Source organism: Clostridium autoethanogenum DSM 10061, assembly GCF_001484725.1.
GTDB classification, from domain to species: domain Bacteria; phylum Bacillota; class Clostridia; order Clostridiales; family Clostridiaceae; genus Clostridium_B; species Clostridium_B ljungdahlii.
Window position 1 is genome coordinate 3,008,818 of the sequence record NZ_CP012395.1, and the last position, 17,457, is coordinate 3,026,274.

Sequence of the window (17,457 nt, forward strand, 5' to 3'; positions counted from 1 at the left end):
AAGCCCTTATTTATATATATCTACTAAAAGACCGCTTATATCGTCTATAGTAGCTGCTACGTTTAAGTTATCTTTTTGTTCACTCATGAGCATATTAGTTAGATCCTCTAATTTACTATCTATAGTATCTACAGTTATGAAATATTGAGTTTGCCAGAAGCTTATATCCTTTTTTACGCTATACATGTAACTTAAGACGGATTCAAGGTATTCTTTTATCATTTTTTTATAAGATCTTACATCTGAATAGCACTTTGTTATGGCAAGTCTGTTTCCTTTCTTTTTTATACTATCAAACATATTTTTAAGTTCCTGCTCTGACTTTTTCTCCATTTGTGAATTAAAACTCTGGGAAAAGTCTTTTTTAACAGATATATTTTTATTACTTGAAGAAGGTTTAGAAGTTACACCAATTCTAGAAATTTCCATAATAATCCTCCATTACTATTAATTTTTCATTATTAATTCGTAACTTGCGAAAGTCGAGTTATATATCTATTATATATAATATTTTGTAAAAAATATAGTTAATTGTATTTAAAATTAAATTAAAATACATATTTTTTGATTTTGATAATATATAAACATATATTATCCTGCAGAGTATCATTTTGTGACAACAATAATTATTTAATGTGTATAAGATTGCGGTGAATTCAAAAAATAGAATGAAAGGTAGGGGATTTTATGTGGTACAAAAAAAGTATTGAAGAAATAACAAGAGAATTTGCTACAGATGTGATAAATGGATTAACATCTGAGGAAGCTTCAATTAGAATAAAAAAATATGGAGAAAATAAGTTAATTGAAAAAAAGAAAAAATCAATTTTAAGGCTTTTACTTGAACAAGTAAATGATGTACTTATATATATATTGGTTGCAGCGGCAGTGGTTTCAGCGGCACTTGGTGAAATAAGTGATGCAATCATAATAATGGTTGTAGTTGTATTAAATGCAGTAATAGGCTTAATTCAAGAATCAAAAGCTGAAAAAGCATTGGATTCTCTAAAAAAGCTTTCGGTGCCTAAAGCATTGGTTAAAAGAAATGGAGAAGTTATAGAGATTTCTTCTGAAAATATAGTAGTAGGAGATATAATCATATTAGATGCGGGTAAGTACGTTCCTTGTGATTTAAGACTCGTTGAAACCGGAAATTTAAAAATAGAGGAATCTGCATTAACAGGAGAATCTGTGCCTTCTGATAAGTATGTAGAAGATATTTTAGAAGATCAGGATATAGCTCTTGGAGATCAAAAAAATATGGCATTTATGTCCACCCTAGCCACTTATGGAAGAGGTATAGGTGTGGCTGTAGCAACTGGCATGAATACTGAAATAGGTAAAATAGCCAAAATGTTAGATAATGATGAAAAAAATTTAACTCCACTGCAGAGAAAGTTAGGTCAGCTTGGCAAAATGCTTGGCTTTGTAGTTATTATTATATGTGTACTTATGTTTATAACATCATTGATTCAAAAGAGAGATTTATTTGAGATGTTTTTAACGGCTATAAGTTTAGCTGTAGCTGCTATTCCTGAAGGTTTGCCAGCTATGGTTACTATAGTGCTTGCAGTAGGAGTACAGAGAATGATAGGTAAAAATGCAATAATTAGAAAACTCCCAGCTATAGAAACACTCGGTTCTGTAAATATAATATGTTCAGATAAGACAGGGACTTTGACACAGAATAAGATGACTGTTACAAAGTTTTATGCAGACAATATTTTAAATAACATTTCAGCTGTTGATTTAAAAAATAATATACATAAAGAACTTGTAGAAAATATGGTACTTTGTAATGATGCTACTTATTCAGAAAGTTCTAAGACTGGAGATCCTACTGAAATTGCACTTTTAGAAATGGGTGTTAAATTCAATGTATTTAAATCTGATGAAAACAAGGAACACAGTAGGGTAAATGAAATACCTTTTGATTCAGACAGAAAACTTATGACTACTTTAAATAAATATGGGAATAAGTATCGTATAATTACGAAAGGTGCAGTAGATAATTTAATTAAAATTTGTGAGAATATATATTTAAAGGGAGAGGCTGTCCCTTTTACAGAAGAATTAAAGTCAAATGTACTTAATGCAGCAAATTCTATGTCAAATGAAGCACTTAGGGTTTTGTCAGTTGCTTTTAAAGTTATAGATTCACCTAAAATTCAAATTGATTCAATGGAAAGTGGATTGACCTTTGTGGGTCTTGTGGGAATGATAGATCCTCCTAGAGAAAATGTAAAAAAATCTATAGATGAGTGTAAAAAATCTGGCATAGGGGTAGTTATGATAACCGGGGACCATAAAAATACGGCTTTTGCTATAGCAAAAGAACTTGGTATAGCAGATCACGAGTCTCAGGCTATATTAGGAGCTGAATTTGATAAATTATCAGAAAAAGATATACATGATAGAATCGATAATTTAAAAGTATTTGCTAGGGTATCTCCAGAGCATAAAGTAAATATAGTAAAGGCATTGAAGAAAAAAGGGAATATAGTATCTATGACAGGAGATGGTGTAAATGATGCGCCTTCATTAAAAACTGCAGATATAGGCGTAGCAATGGGAATTACGGGAACAGATGTGGCAAAAGGAGCTGCAGATATGGTGCTTACAGATGATAACTTTTCAACTATAGTGGAAGCTGTAAAACAAGGAAGAAATATATATAATAATATAAGAAAATCTATAGTATTTCTTCTTTCATGCAATATAGGAGAAATAATAGCACTATTTATGGCAATAGTTTTGGGGTGGCCTACAATTTTAAGGCCAATTCATCTCCTTTGGGTAAATCTTATAACGGATAGTCTTCCAGCTTTAGCTCTTGGAGTAGATCCTGATGATCCTGATATAATGAAAGAAAAACCTAGAGATCCACGTAAAGGATTATTTTCAGGTAAGAGCGGAGTATTTTTAGTAGTGAACGGTATTTTAATAGGAGTACTTACTTTAGCTGCCTTTTATATAGGAACTAAGCTGTATGCTAATTCACTTATACATGCGCAGACTATGGCTTTTGTAGTGTTAAGTGTATCACAGCTATTTTATACTTTAAGTATTAGACATCATGAAAAATCTATGTTTGAGGTTGGAATTTTCAGTAATAAGTATTTAATAGGTGCAATAGTTGTCGGTATAATAATGCAAAGTATAGTTATTACAGTACCCTTCTTGTCTTCAGTATTTAAAGTGTTTAAACTTACAATAAATGATTGGATATTTGTATTAGCACTTTCTTTTGTACCTCTTTTAGTGAATGAAATTATAAAGCTTGCTTATAGAAAATCAGTGAGGAATATTGCATAGAAAATTTAAAGTTTCTATGACTTATATACAAAATATTTAAAAGAGCTTCATTATTGTAAAAATATTCCTGCACATAAGTTGATTTTTAAGTTAGAATATAGGGTTTTCAATTGAAATTTAAACTTATGCATAAAATGTAATGACAAAATTGAAAACACCGTTAAAAACTTTTCCGTAAGTCTTAGCGAGGTATTTTAGAAAACCTTAGAAGCTTATATATGTCTGAGGTACGAGTTTATATAAGCTTCTTTAGATTTTCAAAATACCGAGCTTTAGACTTGTCAAAAGTTTTTATGGTGTTGAAATTTGTCATTACATTTTATGCATAAGTTAACTTTCAAGCTGCAAACCCCTATATTATTTGGTGTTTTTAAGTCTTGTTCCGTTTTCATCTTGTAGGATAAGGTGTCTTTTCATGAGTCCACCTAAAGCATTTTTAAAATAATTTTTACTTTCATGAAAGGTATTTCTTATATCTTCTGGAGAACTTTTATCATTATATGGCATGAAACCATTATGATTTTCTAAATAATCTAATATAGACTCCTCTAAGGATAATCTTTCATTTTTAGGTACGCTTCTAGGAGTGAGTCCTAATTTGCCATCCTCGTATATTTTTTTTATTCTTAAATTGAGTTCATCCCCAGGATAAATATCTGTAAAATATTCATTATTCAATATAACCCCTCGATAAAGATTATCTACGGCTACCATAGCACTGTTATTGGTTTGAAATCCATAAATAGTCCCTTTTACTTCACTGCCAAGTGTGTATTTTTCATCTTTTTCATTGCTCTCAACATCTAAGGTAAGCAGATATCTGTCTATGTCCGTAGTAGCTGCAATTCTATTGGTTTTATCTACATATAGATAAAATAAATAGTATTTTTCTGGAGTAAGCTTATATTTTTGTTCTGCTAAAGGTACAAGTACATCTCTTTCCAAGCCTATATCTACGAAACTCCCGAAACTAGTATTAGCTACAACTTTTAAATATGCAAGTTCACCTATTTCTGCCTTAGGTTTTTTTAAAGTGGATATTATTCTGTCTTTTGAGTCCTTATATATGAATGCATTGACTTCATCGCCAATGGAAAGGGTATCCTCAGTAATATCATTTTTAGGAAGAAGTATATCGTCTTTAGTTCTACCTGTTCCTGCATCTAAGTAGTATCCGAAACTTGCTTCCCTGGTTATTTTTAGTTTATTAAATTTCCCTATTAGTATCAACTATATTTTCACTCCCCTGTAATGTTTAAAATACTTCTACTTCAAACATATTATATAATAATATTATAGTTACTGCTAGTTAAGTTAGTATTTAAAGTAGGTTTTATATAATGGCTATCTAAAGAAGCTTACCAAAATATATTTATATCCAACTGAAGCTGGCTTTTTTCAAATAGAATATTGGATTTTCTCTAGAATATTTTTCCCAAAGTCTTCTTTTTTATTAATATTATTGAATTTGAATTTGAATTTATCTGATGGCTACCTACTGTAACACTCCCACTTCTATCAAAGTGGGAGATAACAGTAGTTATGCCCCTAGATAATTCATCTAAACTTAGTGGGAGAAAAAAACTCCCACTAAGTAAGATTCATTGATTAAAATGTTAGTACATAAAAAGAATAAATAAATTCATTTAAACAAAAACAATCTACCTGTTAACATTTATTTTTAACTTCTGTACTATTATAGATTTGTTTTTAAATTTTGATCTAATACCTATCAGGTATCTACTTCCAGGAATGTAACTTATCATACAACAAATAATAGGAGTTATTATTATAGTTACTAAAAGTTTTATTAATGGACTATATAGATAGTGAGTTGAAGGTATCTTTTCTGACCATTTTTGAATAACAATAATATGGAGCATATATGCTGGAAAAGAATACTTTCCTATAAATGATAGTAAAATACTAATTTTTTTGCTGACGGTGTCTATATAGAGAGATAGCATATAGAAGAAAAGTATTGCTGTAGTTACATATACTATATATAAAGCATGGTCAAATTTAATAAATGGAAGTGGATTACCTATAAAATCTTTTACATCATCATAATAAAAATATGATAAAAGTATAGTGTATCCGCCAATAAGTGCATATTTGTATTTTTTTATCATAGCTTTTAAATTTGTATAATTAAAAATCATATATGATCCCACTACAAAATAAAAAATCCATAGTAAAGGTGTTATATTTATAAAACTTTGCTGCAATTTAGATGGTGTTCCAAATAATAATTTTCCAATTGCAGAAGTAACATGATTGTTGTCTTTTAGTATTAAGTAGTATAGCACAAAAGAAAATATAAAAAACAATTTTTTTATAAAAGTGCTTGTACCATTTAATTTCTTTATAAATAGAAAGATTAAGGGTATATATAAATATAATCTGATTATCATGCCCATATACCATAAATGGTAGGCAGAACTACCAGTAACTATTTGTCCTATAAAGTTTGTAAAACCATAAGTGCTGTGATTTAAAATTAAATCATTTATAAGGGAACAAAAAATATAAGGTAAAATTAGAAATTTTAATTTTTTGATATAGAAATTTAATACATCCATACGATCATAATATACATAAATGAGGCATATGGCAGTTAATGCTACAAACATAGGTACAGCAGTTTTACCTATTGAATAAATAAGTTTTGAAATAAGTCTATTTTCTAGAGAAATATCTTTTATAAAAGAATAACCGCCAAAAGTGTGCTGTATTACTACTAAAATAAAAGCGATTCCTCTCATTATGTCTAATTCTGCTAATCTATCTTTAGTCATATTTTCCTCCTCCTAAGTAAAAAATATCCTTGTACAGTTTACACTTATCTAAATGAAAAGGCAATTTCTTATGATTTAAGATTAAACTCATAAATAGCTTTAAATTTGCTTTATATCACTTATAATATAAAGTATATAATAAAAGTTAAAAGATTATTAGGGAGGAAAATATAATGTCATCAATGGATTTTGTAAGAGTATCTGCAGCATGTCCTTTAACAAATGTAGCAGATATAGAATTTAACTTAAATAATATAAAGCTTTGTATAGATAGAGCTCTAGAGGAAAAATCAAAGCTTGTAGTTTTTCCGGAGCTTTGTATAACCTCGTATACCTGTGCAGACCTTTTTGAACAGCAGCTGCTTTTGGAGAAATCCGTAGAAGCTTTAAAAAAGTTGTGTGATTATTCAAAAGATATAGACATACTAATAGCTGTAGGGGCACCTCTTACATATAATTGTTGTCTTTATAATTGTGCATACATAATATTCCAGGGTAGTATCCTAGGTATTGTTCCCAAAAGTTATATTCCAAATTATGAGGAGTTTTACGAAAAAAGGTGGTTTACAGAGGGGCTAAAGGTTACAGATGAAAAGGTTAACTTTTATTTTCAAGAAGATATTCCATTTGGAACAAACTTGATATTTACCTGTGGTAATTTTAAATTTGGAATTGAAATATGTGAAGATCTATGGACAGTAGTACCTCCAAGCAGTTATTTATGTCTTATGGGTGCAAACATTATAGGAAACCTCTCTGCATCTAATGAAGTCGTAAGTAAATCCACGTATAGAAGGAATTTAATATCATCTCAAAGTGCTAGATGCATGTGTTCTTATATATATTCATCTTGTGGAGTGTTTGAATCTTCTACAGATTTAGTGTTTAGTGGTGATATGTGTATTTCTGAAAATGGAGCAATTCTAGAATCTGGGGAAAGATTTAAAAGAGAAAATCAAGTTATTACTACAATTGTAGATTTAGGACGATTAGCTGCACAGCGTTTAAGAAATGTAAGTTTTAGGGACAGCGTAAAGTTATTTTTGGAGAAACCTATAGAAGTTAAATTTCAATTTGAAACTATGAATTATGGAAAATTTGATAGAACTGTTGACAAACATCCTTTTGTACCCTCAGGTAAAGATGAAAGGGAAATTAGATGTAGGGAAATATTTAATATACAAACTTCTGCTCTTGCTAAAAGAGTAAGTCATACTAATTTAAAAAGAGCGGTTATAGGTATATCAGGTGGACTTGATTCTACATTGGCCTTGCTTGTTACAGTGAAAACTTTTGATATGTTAAAGATATCGAGAGACAATATAATAACTGTTACTATGCCGGGATTTGGTACTACAGATAGAACTTATAATAATGCGGTGGATTTGTGTAAAAGTTTAGGAACGGAACTTAGAGAAATAAACATAGTAGATGCATGCCTTCAACATTTTAAAGATATATCCCACGACAGAGAAATACATGATGTAACTTATGAAAATGTCCAGGCAAGGGAGAGAACGCAGATTATAATGGACATAGCAAATAAGGAAGGTGGACTTGTAATTGGGACAGGTGATCTTTCTGAGCTTGCACTTGGATGGTGCACTTACAACGGCGATCATATGTCTATGTATAGTGTAAATTGTTCCATACCTAAAACCTTGGTAAGATATTTAGTAAGATATGTAGCAGATAAAGAGGTATCAAAAAATATATCGGATATTTTAATAGATATACTTGATACTCCAGTAAGCCCAGAACTTTTGCCTAAAGACAAAAATGGAAAGATAGCTCAGAAGACAGAAGACATAGTGGGTCCATATGAGCTTCATGACTTTTTCTTGTATTATTTTGTTAGGCATAGTTATTCGCCTGAGAAGATATTGTTTTTGGCAAAACAAGCTTTTAAAAATGATTATACTAATGATGTTATTTGTAAATGGCTGAAAGTATTTACAAAAAGATTTTTCACTCAACAGTTCAAGAGATCTGCAATTCCAGATGGACCTAAGGTAGGTACTGTAAGTTTATCTCCTAGAGGAGATTGGAGAATGCCTTCAGATGCTAGCTTTAATTTATGGATGTAAAAATAAAATTTATATAAAATCAGTTTTATTGATGAATAGATGTAGTATACTATTTATAATATAAAGATAGAAAAATTTTGATAGGGGGTTGGAATTTGCATGTTTAATATTATTTTATGGACTGTAATTGGTTTAGTAGCCCTATTTGTAGACATGGTAACTAGTGCTTTCCTATTTGTATGGTTTACTATAGGAGCGATTGCTGCCATTGTAGCAGGAATATTAAAATATTCCTTTATAGTTCAACTTGTAGTATTTTTAGCAGTTAGTATAGTGCTTACAGCTGTTTGTTATCCTATAGTTAAAAAGAATATTAAAAAATCTATAAAACCTACTTTGCTTAGGGAAAAAACTTATGTGGGAAAAAAGGTCACTATAGATAAGGAAATGGAAAAGAATAATGGAATAAGAATTGATGGAGTATACTGGAATATAAAGAATGAAGGATATACTATTAAGGATGGAGATACCGTAAAGATAATTGGTATGGAAGGAAATAAAGTTATTATAAAAAAGGAGATGTAAATATATGATAAGTAAAATTTTCATTTTGATTGTACTTGTAGCTATTATTGCAGTTATAGTTTCTTCTATGAAGGTAGTAAACACTGGTTATGTAACTATTATAGAGAGATTTGGACAATTTCATAGGGTATTGGAACCAGGATGGCATTTTCTAATTCCTTTTGCTGATTTTGCAAGAAGAAAAATTTCAAATAAACAGCAGATATTAGATATTGAACCTCAAAGTGTTATAACTAAAGACAATGTAAAGATATCTATTGATAATGTTATTTTTTACAAGATATTAAGTGCTAAGGATGCTGTGTATAATATAGAAGATTACAAAGCAGGTATAGTTTTTTCAACTATAACCAATATGAGAAATATTGTAGGAGATATGACCTTAGATGAAGTACTGTCGGGAAGGGATAAAATAAATGCAGAGCTTTTAAAAGTAGTGGATGAGATAACAGACGCATACGGCATAAAAATATTGTCTGTAGAAATTAAAAACATTATTCCACCGGCTGAGATTCAGCAAGCTATGGAAAAACAGATGAAGGCAGAGCGTGATAAAAGGGCTGTTATACTTCAGGCAGAAGGTCAGAAACAGAGTGATATAGCAAGAGCTGAAGGTGAAAAGCAAGCCAAGATACTGCAAGCTGAAGCTGAAAAGGAAGCAAATATAAGAAGAGCTGAAGGATTAAGACAGTCTCAAATGTTGGAAGCAGAAGGTAAAGCAAAGGCAATAGAATCTGTAGCAGAAGCGCAGTCCAAGGCAATTCACCTTGTTAATAGATCTATAATTGATTCAGGTACAGATGAAAAGGTAATAGCACTTAAACAGGTAGAAGCATTGAAGGAAATGGCTAAAAATCCAGCAAATAAATTGATATTGCCAAATGAGTCCATTTCTTCTCTTGGCAATATGGCTGCTATAGCAGATATGCTTCAAAAGAAGTAATTCTTATAGGTGTTACAGCTTAAAATTTGACCTATTCTTCGGATATTTTTACAACCTTCAGCTCGTAAAATATTTTGATAAGTCTAAGTAAAAAATTCTAGAAAAGCTAAGAACTTTTGAAAACTCATACCTCAAACAATTCAAAAGCCCTAAGTTTTTACGAATTTTTTCTAAGACTTATTTGCAAAATATTTGAAAGAGCTTCATTATTGTAAGAATATCTCTGCGAATAGGTTTAAATTTAAGATGAGAATCCTTATAGGATTTCTAATTGAAACTTGTCATTATATGCTATGTATAAGTTTAAATTTCAATTGGAGACCCTATAGATTATAAAGTTTAATCTATAATTACTTAAAAGTGCTTATTATAAACTTCAGTTGTATTTATAACTTTAGAATTTAAATCAAACTGACAATTTGGATAAGTTTAATTGTAGAGTTGACTATCTATATAGGTAGTTGAATTCAAAAGCAGTTAGTAACTTTAGTTAAAGGTTAAAAAATTGCAGCTTGAGAGATTATATACTTTTAAATTGAAATTGATAATTGAAATATGGGGGAAGTTTGTGTGAAAAAGGTTTTAATAGTGGAAGATGAAGCTTCTATAAGAGGGTTTTTAAAAATAAATTTTAAAAGAAACAAGTTTATAGTGATAGAAGCAAGTACGGGAGAAAGAGCTTTAGAAAAGGCAAGAGTTGAAAATCCAATAGTTACGATATTAGATGTAATGCTTCCTGGAATGGATGGATTCAAGACTTGTGAAATACTTAGAAGAGAATTTCCTAAGATGGGTATAATAATGCTTACAGCCAGAAGCCAGGATACGGACAAGATAATGGGTTTTGGATTTGGAGCAGATGACTATGTAATAAAACCTTTTAACCCCCAAGAGTTAATAGCTAGAGTAAATGCACTTTTGAGGAGAATAGGATTACAAAGTGATAGTAAAAATGAAGTGCTTGTATCGGGTGAATTTAAAATAGATGAAGGAGCCATGAAAGTCTATAGAAGTGAACAGGAATTAGAACTTACCCCAAAAGAATATATGTTGATGAAAATATTTATAGAAAATCAAGGAAAAGCTTTAAATAGGAATGAACTCCTAAATCTTGTCTGGGGGTATAGCTATCCTGGAGATGCAAAAATAGTTGACGTAAATATTAGAAGGCTTAGAGAGAAGATAGAAGAAAATTCTTCAAAACCAAAGTATATTGAGACTGTTTGGGGAGTAGGGTATAGGTGGAGAAAAGAATAATATGTTAAATGGAATAAAGGAAAGAATGATAGGAAGCTATCTATTTATAATAATTTTTACTGTAGTGATAATTGAATCTTTTTTAATATTCTCCATTAGCAGATACTATTATAAAAATATGGAGAATATGGTTTCTAATCAGATAAAAGTTTCCGTAGATTTTTATAATAGCTATCTAGCTTCTTCCAGTTTAAAAAAAAATATAAGTGACAATGCAGATATATTTTGGAAAAATACTTCTGCAGAAGTTCAAGTAATAGATGTTTCAGGAAGAATGCTTATGGATTCTATAGGAAACTTTATACCTGGTAAAGTGAAGGGGGAAGACATAAAAGATGCTTTAAATGGAGAATTAGGCATTTCTATAAAAACAGATAAAAAAACTAGTGAAAAAGTGTTGTATGTATCTAAAGCTTTAAAATCTAATAGAAAAGTTGAAGGAGTACTTAGATTTGTTACTTCTCTTTCAGAAGTGGACATGATAATAGAAAAAATATCTTTTATGCTCATATTTATAGGAATTGCAGTAATAATAATGGCAGGAATTATAAGTGTGTTCATTTCAAATAGTATAACAAGACCCTTAAGAGAGGTCACAGCTATGGCAAGAAAAATGGCTAGTGGAAGATTTAATGAGAGAATTGAAAAAAAGAGAGACGATGAGATAGGGGAACTATTTGATGCACTAAATTTTATGGCAGATGAAATATTAAAAAATGAGAAGTTAAAAAATGAATTTGTAGCCTCCGTATCCCATGAACTCAGAACCCCACTTACATCTATAAAGGGATGGGCGTCTACTATGAGAACTGGAGATTTCAGTGATAAGGAAGAATTGCAAACTGGACTTGAGATAATAGAAAATGAAAGTGATAGGCTAACTAAAATGGTAGAAGAACTTTTAGATTTTTCTAAATTTATATCTGGTAAAATTACATTGAAAAAAGATTATGTAGATATAAAAAATACTATAGAATATATAAAAAAACAATTTTCTCTAAGGGCATGGCGACAAAATATAAACTTTTCTGTAAAAGTTCAGGATAACATGCCTTTGATTTTACTGGATGAAAATAGAATTAAACAGGTGCTTAACAATTTGCTGGACAATGCTTTTAAATTTACACAAGAAGGGGGAAAGGTAACTTTAAAGGCTTTCGTGAAAGATGAAAACTTAATTATGATAGTAGATGATACTGGAATCGGGATACCTGAAGATGAACTTCCAAAAGTCACTGAGAAGTTTTTTAAAGGCAAAAGTGACAAGTGCAGCAATGGAATAGGACTATCAATATGCAAAGAAATAGTTTCACTTCATGGAGGAAAAATTGAGATAACAAGTGAACTGGTTAAGGGAACGGAAATAACTTTGACCATTCCGGTAGAAGACAACTAGAATTTTAGAAAAGGTGATATTTTTGAAAAAGCTTACTGCACTTATTGGTATTTTAGTTGTATGTATAGTATTTGTAGTGTATAAAAATATAAATTCTTCTCTTAATCCCAACATTGTTCCCGTAAAGAACATAAATTTACCTATAGCAGGAACATGGATTTTAGATAGATATGTATTTACAGGTGACTCTTCTATTTCTGAGGACAAGGCTAAAAGTATGCTAGGTGAAAAGGCTGAATTCAGTGATAAGGGAGTATACTTTGATAATTTGATATGCAAAAATCCTAGTTTTAAAGTAAAAATTTTAGATAGTAAAGATTATTTTCAAAATAATTTTAAAATTGATCCTTCTTCCATAGGGATAAATGAAAAATACATAAAAGTAGTTACTGTGTCTTCTGAAGATAATTTTTTTGATGAATTTATTGAGATAAATAAAAACGTAATGTTAAAGTTTACAGATGGAATAATATTTTTTTTCGTTAAGGATGGCACACAAATAAACAATTCTGAATTTAAAAATATAGATAAAAATAATTCTAAGCTTATAATTCCAAAGAGTCAAAAAGAGACGAATTCTAAATCCGGATTGCTTTTAGGACTTAAGTGTATTGATGAGACGGGACTAGGGTATAATTATAGAACTTTGTGGATAAGTTCCTCATATGGGAAGATTATGCCTATTGTTAATATAAAAGATTTAGTAGTCCCAAGGAAAAGTGGATTTTGGAAGGTTGGAGTAAAAAAAGTATGGGAAAAAGGTGTGAAAAAGGATATTGTTTGGGGCGAAACCCTTGGAAACAATAAAACTTCAAGAATTAAATATCGCAGCATTTCTGGGATTAGCAGCGAAATATTATTTGTAGGTGAAGAATATATTTCTATGGATGACAAGAAAGTTTATAATGATGATGATGGTGACCAAAGATTTGAAAGAGGAGATTTTAGTGTACTTCCTCTAGATAATTTCGATGGAAATAAGATGGATTTTTCTAAAGCTTTTGGGGATGATGCAGGGAGTAGATTAAAATATAGTGCAGATTTATATTTAAAAAAGGTAAACTTAAGTAAAAATAAAATAGATGAAAATAAGTTGCAAACTAATTGGTCTGTAGATAGGAGAAGCGGAAGATGGATGCTAAGAGGAAGAATCCCTTATGGTGATTTTGATGTGATGTATGCAGCTCCCACAATTTTAACTGATTATGATGATTTATATCCATCATTTGATGTAATAAAAAAAGATATACCAGATGCAGTAGATGCATATACTTCTCCAAATAGGGACTTTATAGTTGTTTTAACTGAAACTGAGTTAAAAATCTATTCTTTAAATAATAAAAAAATAGGTAAACTAGACAAGGAGTTTGACTTAAAAAATGGAGAAACAGCAGTTATGTCTCAGTGGTCATTAGGAAGTTATGTAGATGAATGGAATAAATTAATTAAGAATATGAAGAAAAATTAATATTACAGGTGTGTGATTATTATGAGCATAAGGTTTATATATGGAAGGGCAGGAAGTGGTAAAAGTTATTATTGCCTTCAGAGCATAAAAAAGAGAATAGAAGAAAATGAAAATAGAAATCTCATACTTTTGGTACCTGAACAATTTTCTTTTCAAGCAGAGAAAAATTTATTAAAATCAGTGGGACAAAAGGGGATGTTAAAAGCTCAGGTACTGAGTTTTAAGAGAGCTGCAGAAAGAGTGTTTGGTGAAGTAGGTGGTGGTACAAGAAAGCATGTAAATGATTCAGGAAAAGCTATACTTCTTTATGAAATAATAGAGAGGAATAAAAAGAAATTAAAAGTATTTGGGAAATCTACTAAAAAACAAGGCTTTGTAAATATGATTTCAGATATGATAACTGAATTAAAAAAGTATAACACATCAATTAAACTCTTACAAGATAGCCTAGATAGAATAGAAAATATAAATCTGAAAAACAAGTTAGAAGATATAATAATAATTTACTCGGAGTTTCAGGAGAGGCTTCATAAAAATTATATAGATTCTGAGGATATACTATCCCTGCTATATGAAAAACTTGATAAATCTAATTTTTTTAACAATGCGGAAGTATGGATTGATGAATTTTATAGTTTTACGCCGCAGGAATATAAGGTGCTGGAAAAGATTATATGTAAATCATACAGGACAAATATAACCTTATGTACAGATATTTTAAGTGAGAATTCTTCTCTTGAAAGTATGGACTTATTTTTACCTACAAAAATCACTGAAAAAAAACTTTTAGAAATAGCTAAAAATAATAATATATCCTATGACAAACCAATATCATTAAAATTTAATTCTTACAGTAGATTTAAAGGTAATGCAGAGCTTGGACATCTAGAACGGTATATATTTTCTTATCCTTACAAAACTTATAAAAGATCAAATTCGAGCATAAGGATATTTAAAGCCTTAAATAAATATACTGAAGTGGAAAATAGTGCTCGGGACATATTAAAAATGTGTAGGGATGAAGGTTTTAGATTTAGAGATATTTCAGTTGTGACGGGAGATTTAGATGGATATGAAAATATTATAAAAGCTGTGTTCAATCAATATAATATACCTTATTTTATAGATAAGAAAAGGGAAATTGATGATAGTCCTATTATAATTTTAATAATTTCAGCTATAGAAATACTTTCAAAAAATTGGTCCTATGAAGCTGTATTTAGATATTTAAAAACGGGACTTTTGAATTTAGAATTTGATGAGATAGATATGTTAGAAAATTATGTGCTTGCCAATGGAATAATAGGAAAAAAATGGACCAATCCAAAGCCGTGGAATTATAGAATAAACTATGGAAATTTTGATGAAGAAATATCTGAAGAAGAGACAGAATATTTAAAAAAGATAAACTGTATAAGGGATAAAGTTAGAGAACCTATTTTGAAGCTTTCAAAGGATATAAAAGGTAAGAAGACAGGACAACAAATGTGTGAAGGACTATATAATTTTTTGCTTAATTTAGAGGTGCCAAAAAAAGTGGAGACACTTATAAAGGAATTTAGAAATACTTCTAAATTAGATAAAGCAAATGAGTATAGCCAAATATGGAATATAGTGGTAGACATATTAGATCAAATAGCAGTTGTTATAGGAGATGAATCCATTGGAATGGAGCTATTTAGTGAAGTACTTGCAAATGGCTTTTCCCAATATGAAATAGGAGTAATACCTGCATCCTTAGACCAAGTTTTAGTTAGTAGTGTAACCAGGTTAAGAAGTCACGATGTAAGAATACTTTATATTGTTGGAGTTAACGATGGAATATTTCCAGCATCTATATCTGCAGATGGAGTATTTACGGATGAAGACAGGGATGAATTGAGGAAAAGAGGAATGGAACTTGCAAAAGATACTAGAAGCAGGGCTTTTGAAGAACAACTTTTAGTATATGGAATACTTACTAAAGCAGATAAATATTTAACATTAAGCTATTCAATGAGTGATGAAGAAGGAAAAAGTAAGAGACAATCTATTGTCATATCTATTATAAAAAAATTATTTCCTAAGGTTCAAGAAGAGAGTAATTTAAAAGGTATTTTGGGAGATAGAGCAGGAATAGAAGCTGTAAATGGACCTAAAGATACATTTAATGAATTGATTTCAAATATAAGAAGAAGCATAGAAGACAACAATTCTGTAGATCCACTTTGGATTAACGTATATAGATGGTATAAAAATGATCCTAGTTGGAGTAAGAAAGTTGAAACTGTTTTAAAAGGATTTTCCTATAACAATTACATTGAAATTTTAGATAAAAGTAAAGTTAGAAGACTTTATGGAAGCCATTTGAATATAAGTGTTTCAAGATTAGAGAAATTTTCAGAGTGCCCTTTTGCATATTTTGTACAGTATGGACTTAAAGTTGAAGATAGAAAAATGTATAATTTAAGTTCTCCGGATTTAGGAAGCTTTATGCATGATATACTTAAAAAGTTTTCCATACAGTTAAAAGAAAAAAAGTTAACCTGGAATGATATAGATAGGAATTGGTGTGAGGAAAATGTAAAAGTTGTAGTAGATAGTACTTTAAGTGGTATGCCAGGATCCATATTGAACAGTTCAAAGAAGTATAAACATATTACAGATAATTTAAAAAAAATACTTACAAGGTCAGTATGGCTTATAGCAGAACATATGAAAAGAGGTAAGTTTGTACCAAGGGCTTATGAACTTTCTTTTGGAGACTCCGGAGATATACCTCCTATTTCAATAAAACTTCACTCGGGAGAAGAAGTTAGTCTCATAGGTAGAGTGGATAGAATAGATTTATTAGAGCAGGATTCAGTTGTATATCTTAGAATAATAGACTACAAATCTGGTACAAAGGAATTTAAGCTGTCAGACATATATTATGGTTTTCAAATGCAGCTTTTAATATATTTGGATGCCATACTTGCGGAACTGGATGAAAAATTTAATAAAGAAGGTATACCGGGAGGAATATTATATTTTAAATTGGATGATCCCATAATAAAAACAGAAGGAAATATAAGTGACTCTGAGATAGAGAAGAAGATACTTAAGAGTCTTAGGATGAATGGATTGCTTTTAAATGATCCTGAGATAATAAGGCAAATGGATAGTGAAATGGAAAGAACTTCAGATATTATATGTGCTTCCATAAAGAAAGATGGCAACCTTTCAAAGACTCAATCGTCTCTAGCAACTAGGGAGCAATTTGAATTACTAAGGAAATATGTAAGAAGCACAATAGTAGACCTAAGTGAAAAGATACTAGAAGGGGATATAGAGGCAGCTCCATATAAAAATAAAAGCAAGACAGGATGTAGTTATTGTATTTATTCTGCTATTTGCCAATTTGATACATCTATAAAAGGAAATGAATATAAGATAATTAAAGATAAAAAGGATGAAGAAGTTTGGAAGGATATTGAAGGAAAAGTTGGAAAGTAAAATTTCGATGGAATAGTTGCAAAATTTGAAGGATTGTGTGGAACTATTTACTAGAATAATGGTACAGATATGTATATGATAGTAGTACAGATATGTGCATATTTTACAGTTTCAATAGATATTGTAAAAAAATATATAAAGCATAATTGACAGGCCAAATGACTTATTATATAATAAATCTGTAAAAACGTTAT

At 30.0% G+C, this 17,457-nt stretch carries 11 protein-coding genes; 8 read left to right on the plus strand and 3 right to left on the minus strand.

The genetic code is table 11. From position 1 onward, the window contains the following. Nucleotides 1–6: 6 nt before the first annotated feature. Nucleotides 7–429 carry a YaaR family protein gene (locus tag CLAU_RS13600; RefSeq protein ID WP_013237357.1) on the minus strand — a complete coding sequence of 141 codons (423 nt, stop codon included), beginning with the start codon at nt 427–429 and terminating at the stop codon, nt 7–9. 258 nt (nt 430–687) lie between these two features. On the opposite strand from CLAU_RS13600, the gene CLAU_RS13605 reads away from it, so the two are divergent. Next, the gene (locus CLAU_RS13605) at nt 688–3,315 is read left to right on the plus strand and encodes a calcium-translocating P-type ATPase, PMCA-type (RefSeq protein WP_023162847.1); all 2,628 of its coding nucleotides are present in this window, start codon (nt 688–690) and stop codon (nt 3,313–3,315) included. Nucleotides 3,316–3,672: 357 nt separating this feature from the next. Here the strand turns inward: CLAU_RS13605 and CLAU_RS13610 are convergent, their stop codons facing one another. Continuing rightward, nucleotides 3,673–4,545 (minus strand): CvfB family protein, encoded by an 873-nt coding sequence (locus CLAU_RS13610; RefSeq protein ID WP_013237360.1) that lies wholly within the window; start codon nt 4,543–4,545, stop codon nt 3,673–3,675. A 431-nt stretch (nt 4,546–4,976) separates the two neighbouring features. Next, entirely contained in the window at nt 4,977–6,113 is a 1,137-nt protein-coding gene (locus CLAU_RS13615) for an acyltransferase (protein ID WP_013237361.1), read from the minus strand. Nucleotides 6,114–6,283: 170 nt separating this feature from the next. On the opposite strand from CLAU_RS13615, the gene CLAU_RS13620 reads away from it, so the two are divergent. The 7 genes from CLAU_RS13620 (at nt 6,284) to addB (ending at nt 17,263) form a co-directional block, all read left to right on the plus strand. Beyond that, a complete protein-coding gene (locus CLAU_RS13620; protein ID WP_029170136.1) occupies nt 6,284–8,200 on the plus strand; it encodes an NAD(+) synthase in 1,917 nt (638 codons plus the stop codon). A 99-nt stretch (nt 8,201–8,299) separates the two neighbouring features. Further along, nucleotides 8,300–8,725: an NfeD family protein gene (locus tag CLAU_RS13625; RefSeq protein ID WP_013237363.1), complete on the plus strand. Its 426-nt coding sequence runs from the start codon at nt 8,300–8,302 to the stop codon at nt 8,723–8,725. A 4-nt stretch (nt 8,726–8,729) separates the two neighbouring features. After that, nucleotides 8,730–9,668 (plus strand): SPFH domain-containing protein, encoded by a 939-nt coding sequence (locus CLAU_RS13630; RefSeq protein ID WP_013237364.1) that lies wholly within the window; start codon nt 8,730–8,732, stop codon nt 9,666–9,668. Nucleotides 9,669–10,238: 570 nt separating this feature from the next. Beyond that, nucleotides 10,239–10,925: a response regulator transcription factor gene (locus CLAU_RS13635; RefSeq protein ID WP_013237365.1), complete on the plus strand. Its 687-nt coding sequence runs from the start codon at nt 10,239–10,241 to the stop codon at nt 10,923–10,925. 1 nt (nt 10,926) lies between these two features. Further along, nucleotides 10,927–12,321, plus strand: a complete 1,395-nt coding sequence (locus CLAU_RS13640; RefSeq protein ID WP_023162849.1) for a sensor histidine kinase — start codon at nt 10,927–10,929, stop codon at nt 12,319–12,321. A gap of 13 nt (nt 12,322–12,334) precedes the next feature. Then, nucleotides 12,335–13,789: a hypothetical protein gene (locus tag CLAU_RS13645; protein WP_242825697.1), complete on the plus strand. Its 1,455-nt coding sequence runs from the start codon at nt 12,335–12,337 to the stop codon at nt 13,787–13,789. A 21-nt stretch (nt 13,790–13,810) separates the two neighbouring features. Continuing rightward, nucleotides 13,811–17,263 carry a helicase-exonuclease AddAB subunit AddB gene (gene addB / locus CLAU_RS13650; protein ID WP_023162850.1) on the plus strand — a complete coding sequence of 1,151 codons (3,453 nt, stop codon included), beginning with the start codon at nt 13,811–13,813 and terminating at the stop codon, nt 17,261–17,263. The last annotated feature ends 194 nt before the right edge of the window (nt 17,264–17,457 follow it).

Bases quoted from the DNA above. Each gene is read 5' to 3' on its own strand.
- CLAU_RS13600 (WP_013237357.1), bottom strand. From the start codon at position 429: ATGGAAATTTCTAGAATTGGTGTAACTTCTAAACCTTCTTCAAGTAAT.
- CLAU_RS13605 (WP_023162847.1), top strand. From the start codon at position 688: ATGTGGTACAAAAAAAGTATTGAAGAAATAACAAGAGAATTTGCTACA.
- CLAU_RS13615 (WP_013237361.1), bottom strand. From the start codon at position 6,113: ATGACTAAAGATAGATTAGCAGAATTAGACATAATGAGAGGAATCGCT.
- CLAU_RS13625 (WP_013237363.1), top strand. From the start codon at position 8,300: ATGTTTAATATTATTTTATGGACTGTAATTGGTTTAGTAGCCCTATTT.
- CLAU_RS13630 (WP_013237364.1), top strand. From the start codon at position 8,730: ATGATAAGTAAAATTTTCATTTTGATTGTACTTGTAGCTATTATTGCA.
- CLAU_RS13640 (WP_023162849.1), top strand. From the start codon at position 10,927: ATGTTAAATGGAATAAAGGAAAGAATGATAGGAAGCTATCTATTTATA.
- addB (WP_023162850.1), top strand. From the start codon at position 13,811: ATGAGCATAAGGTTTATATATGGAAGGGCAGGAAGTGGTAAAAGTTAT.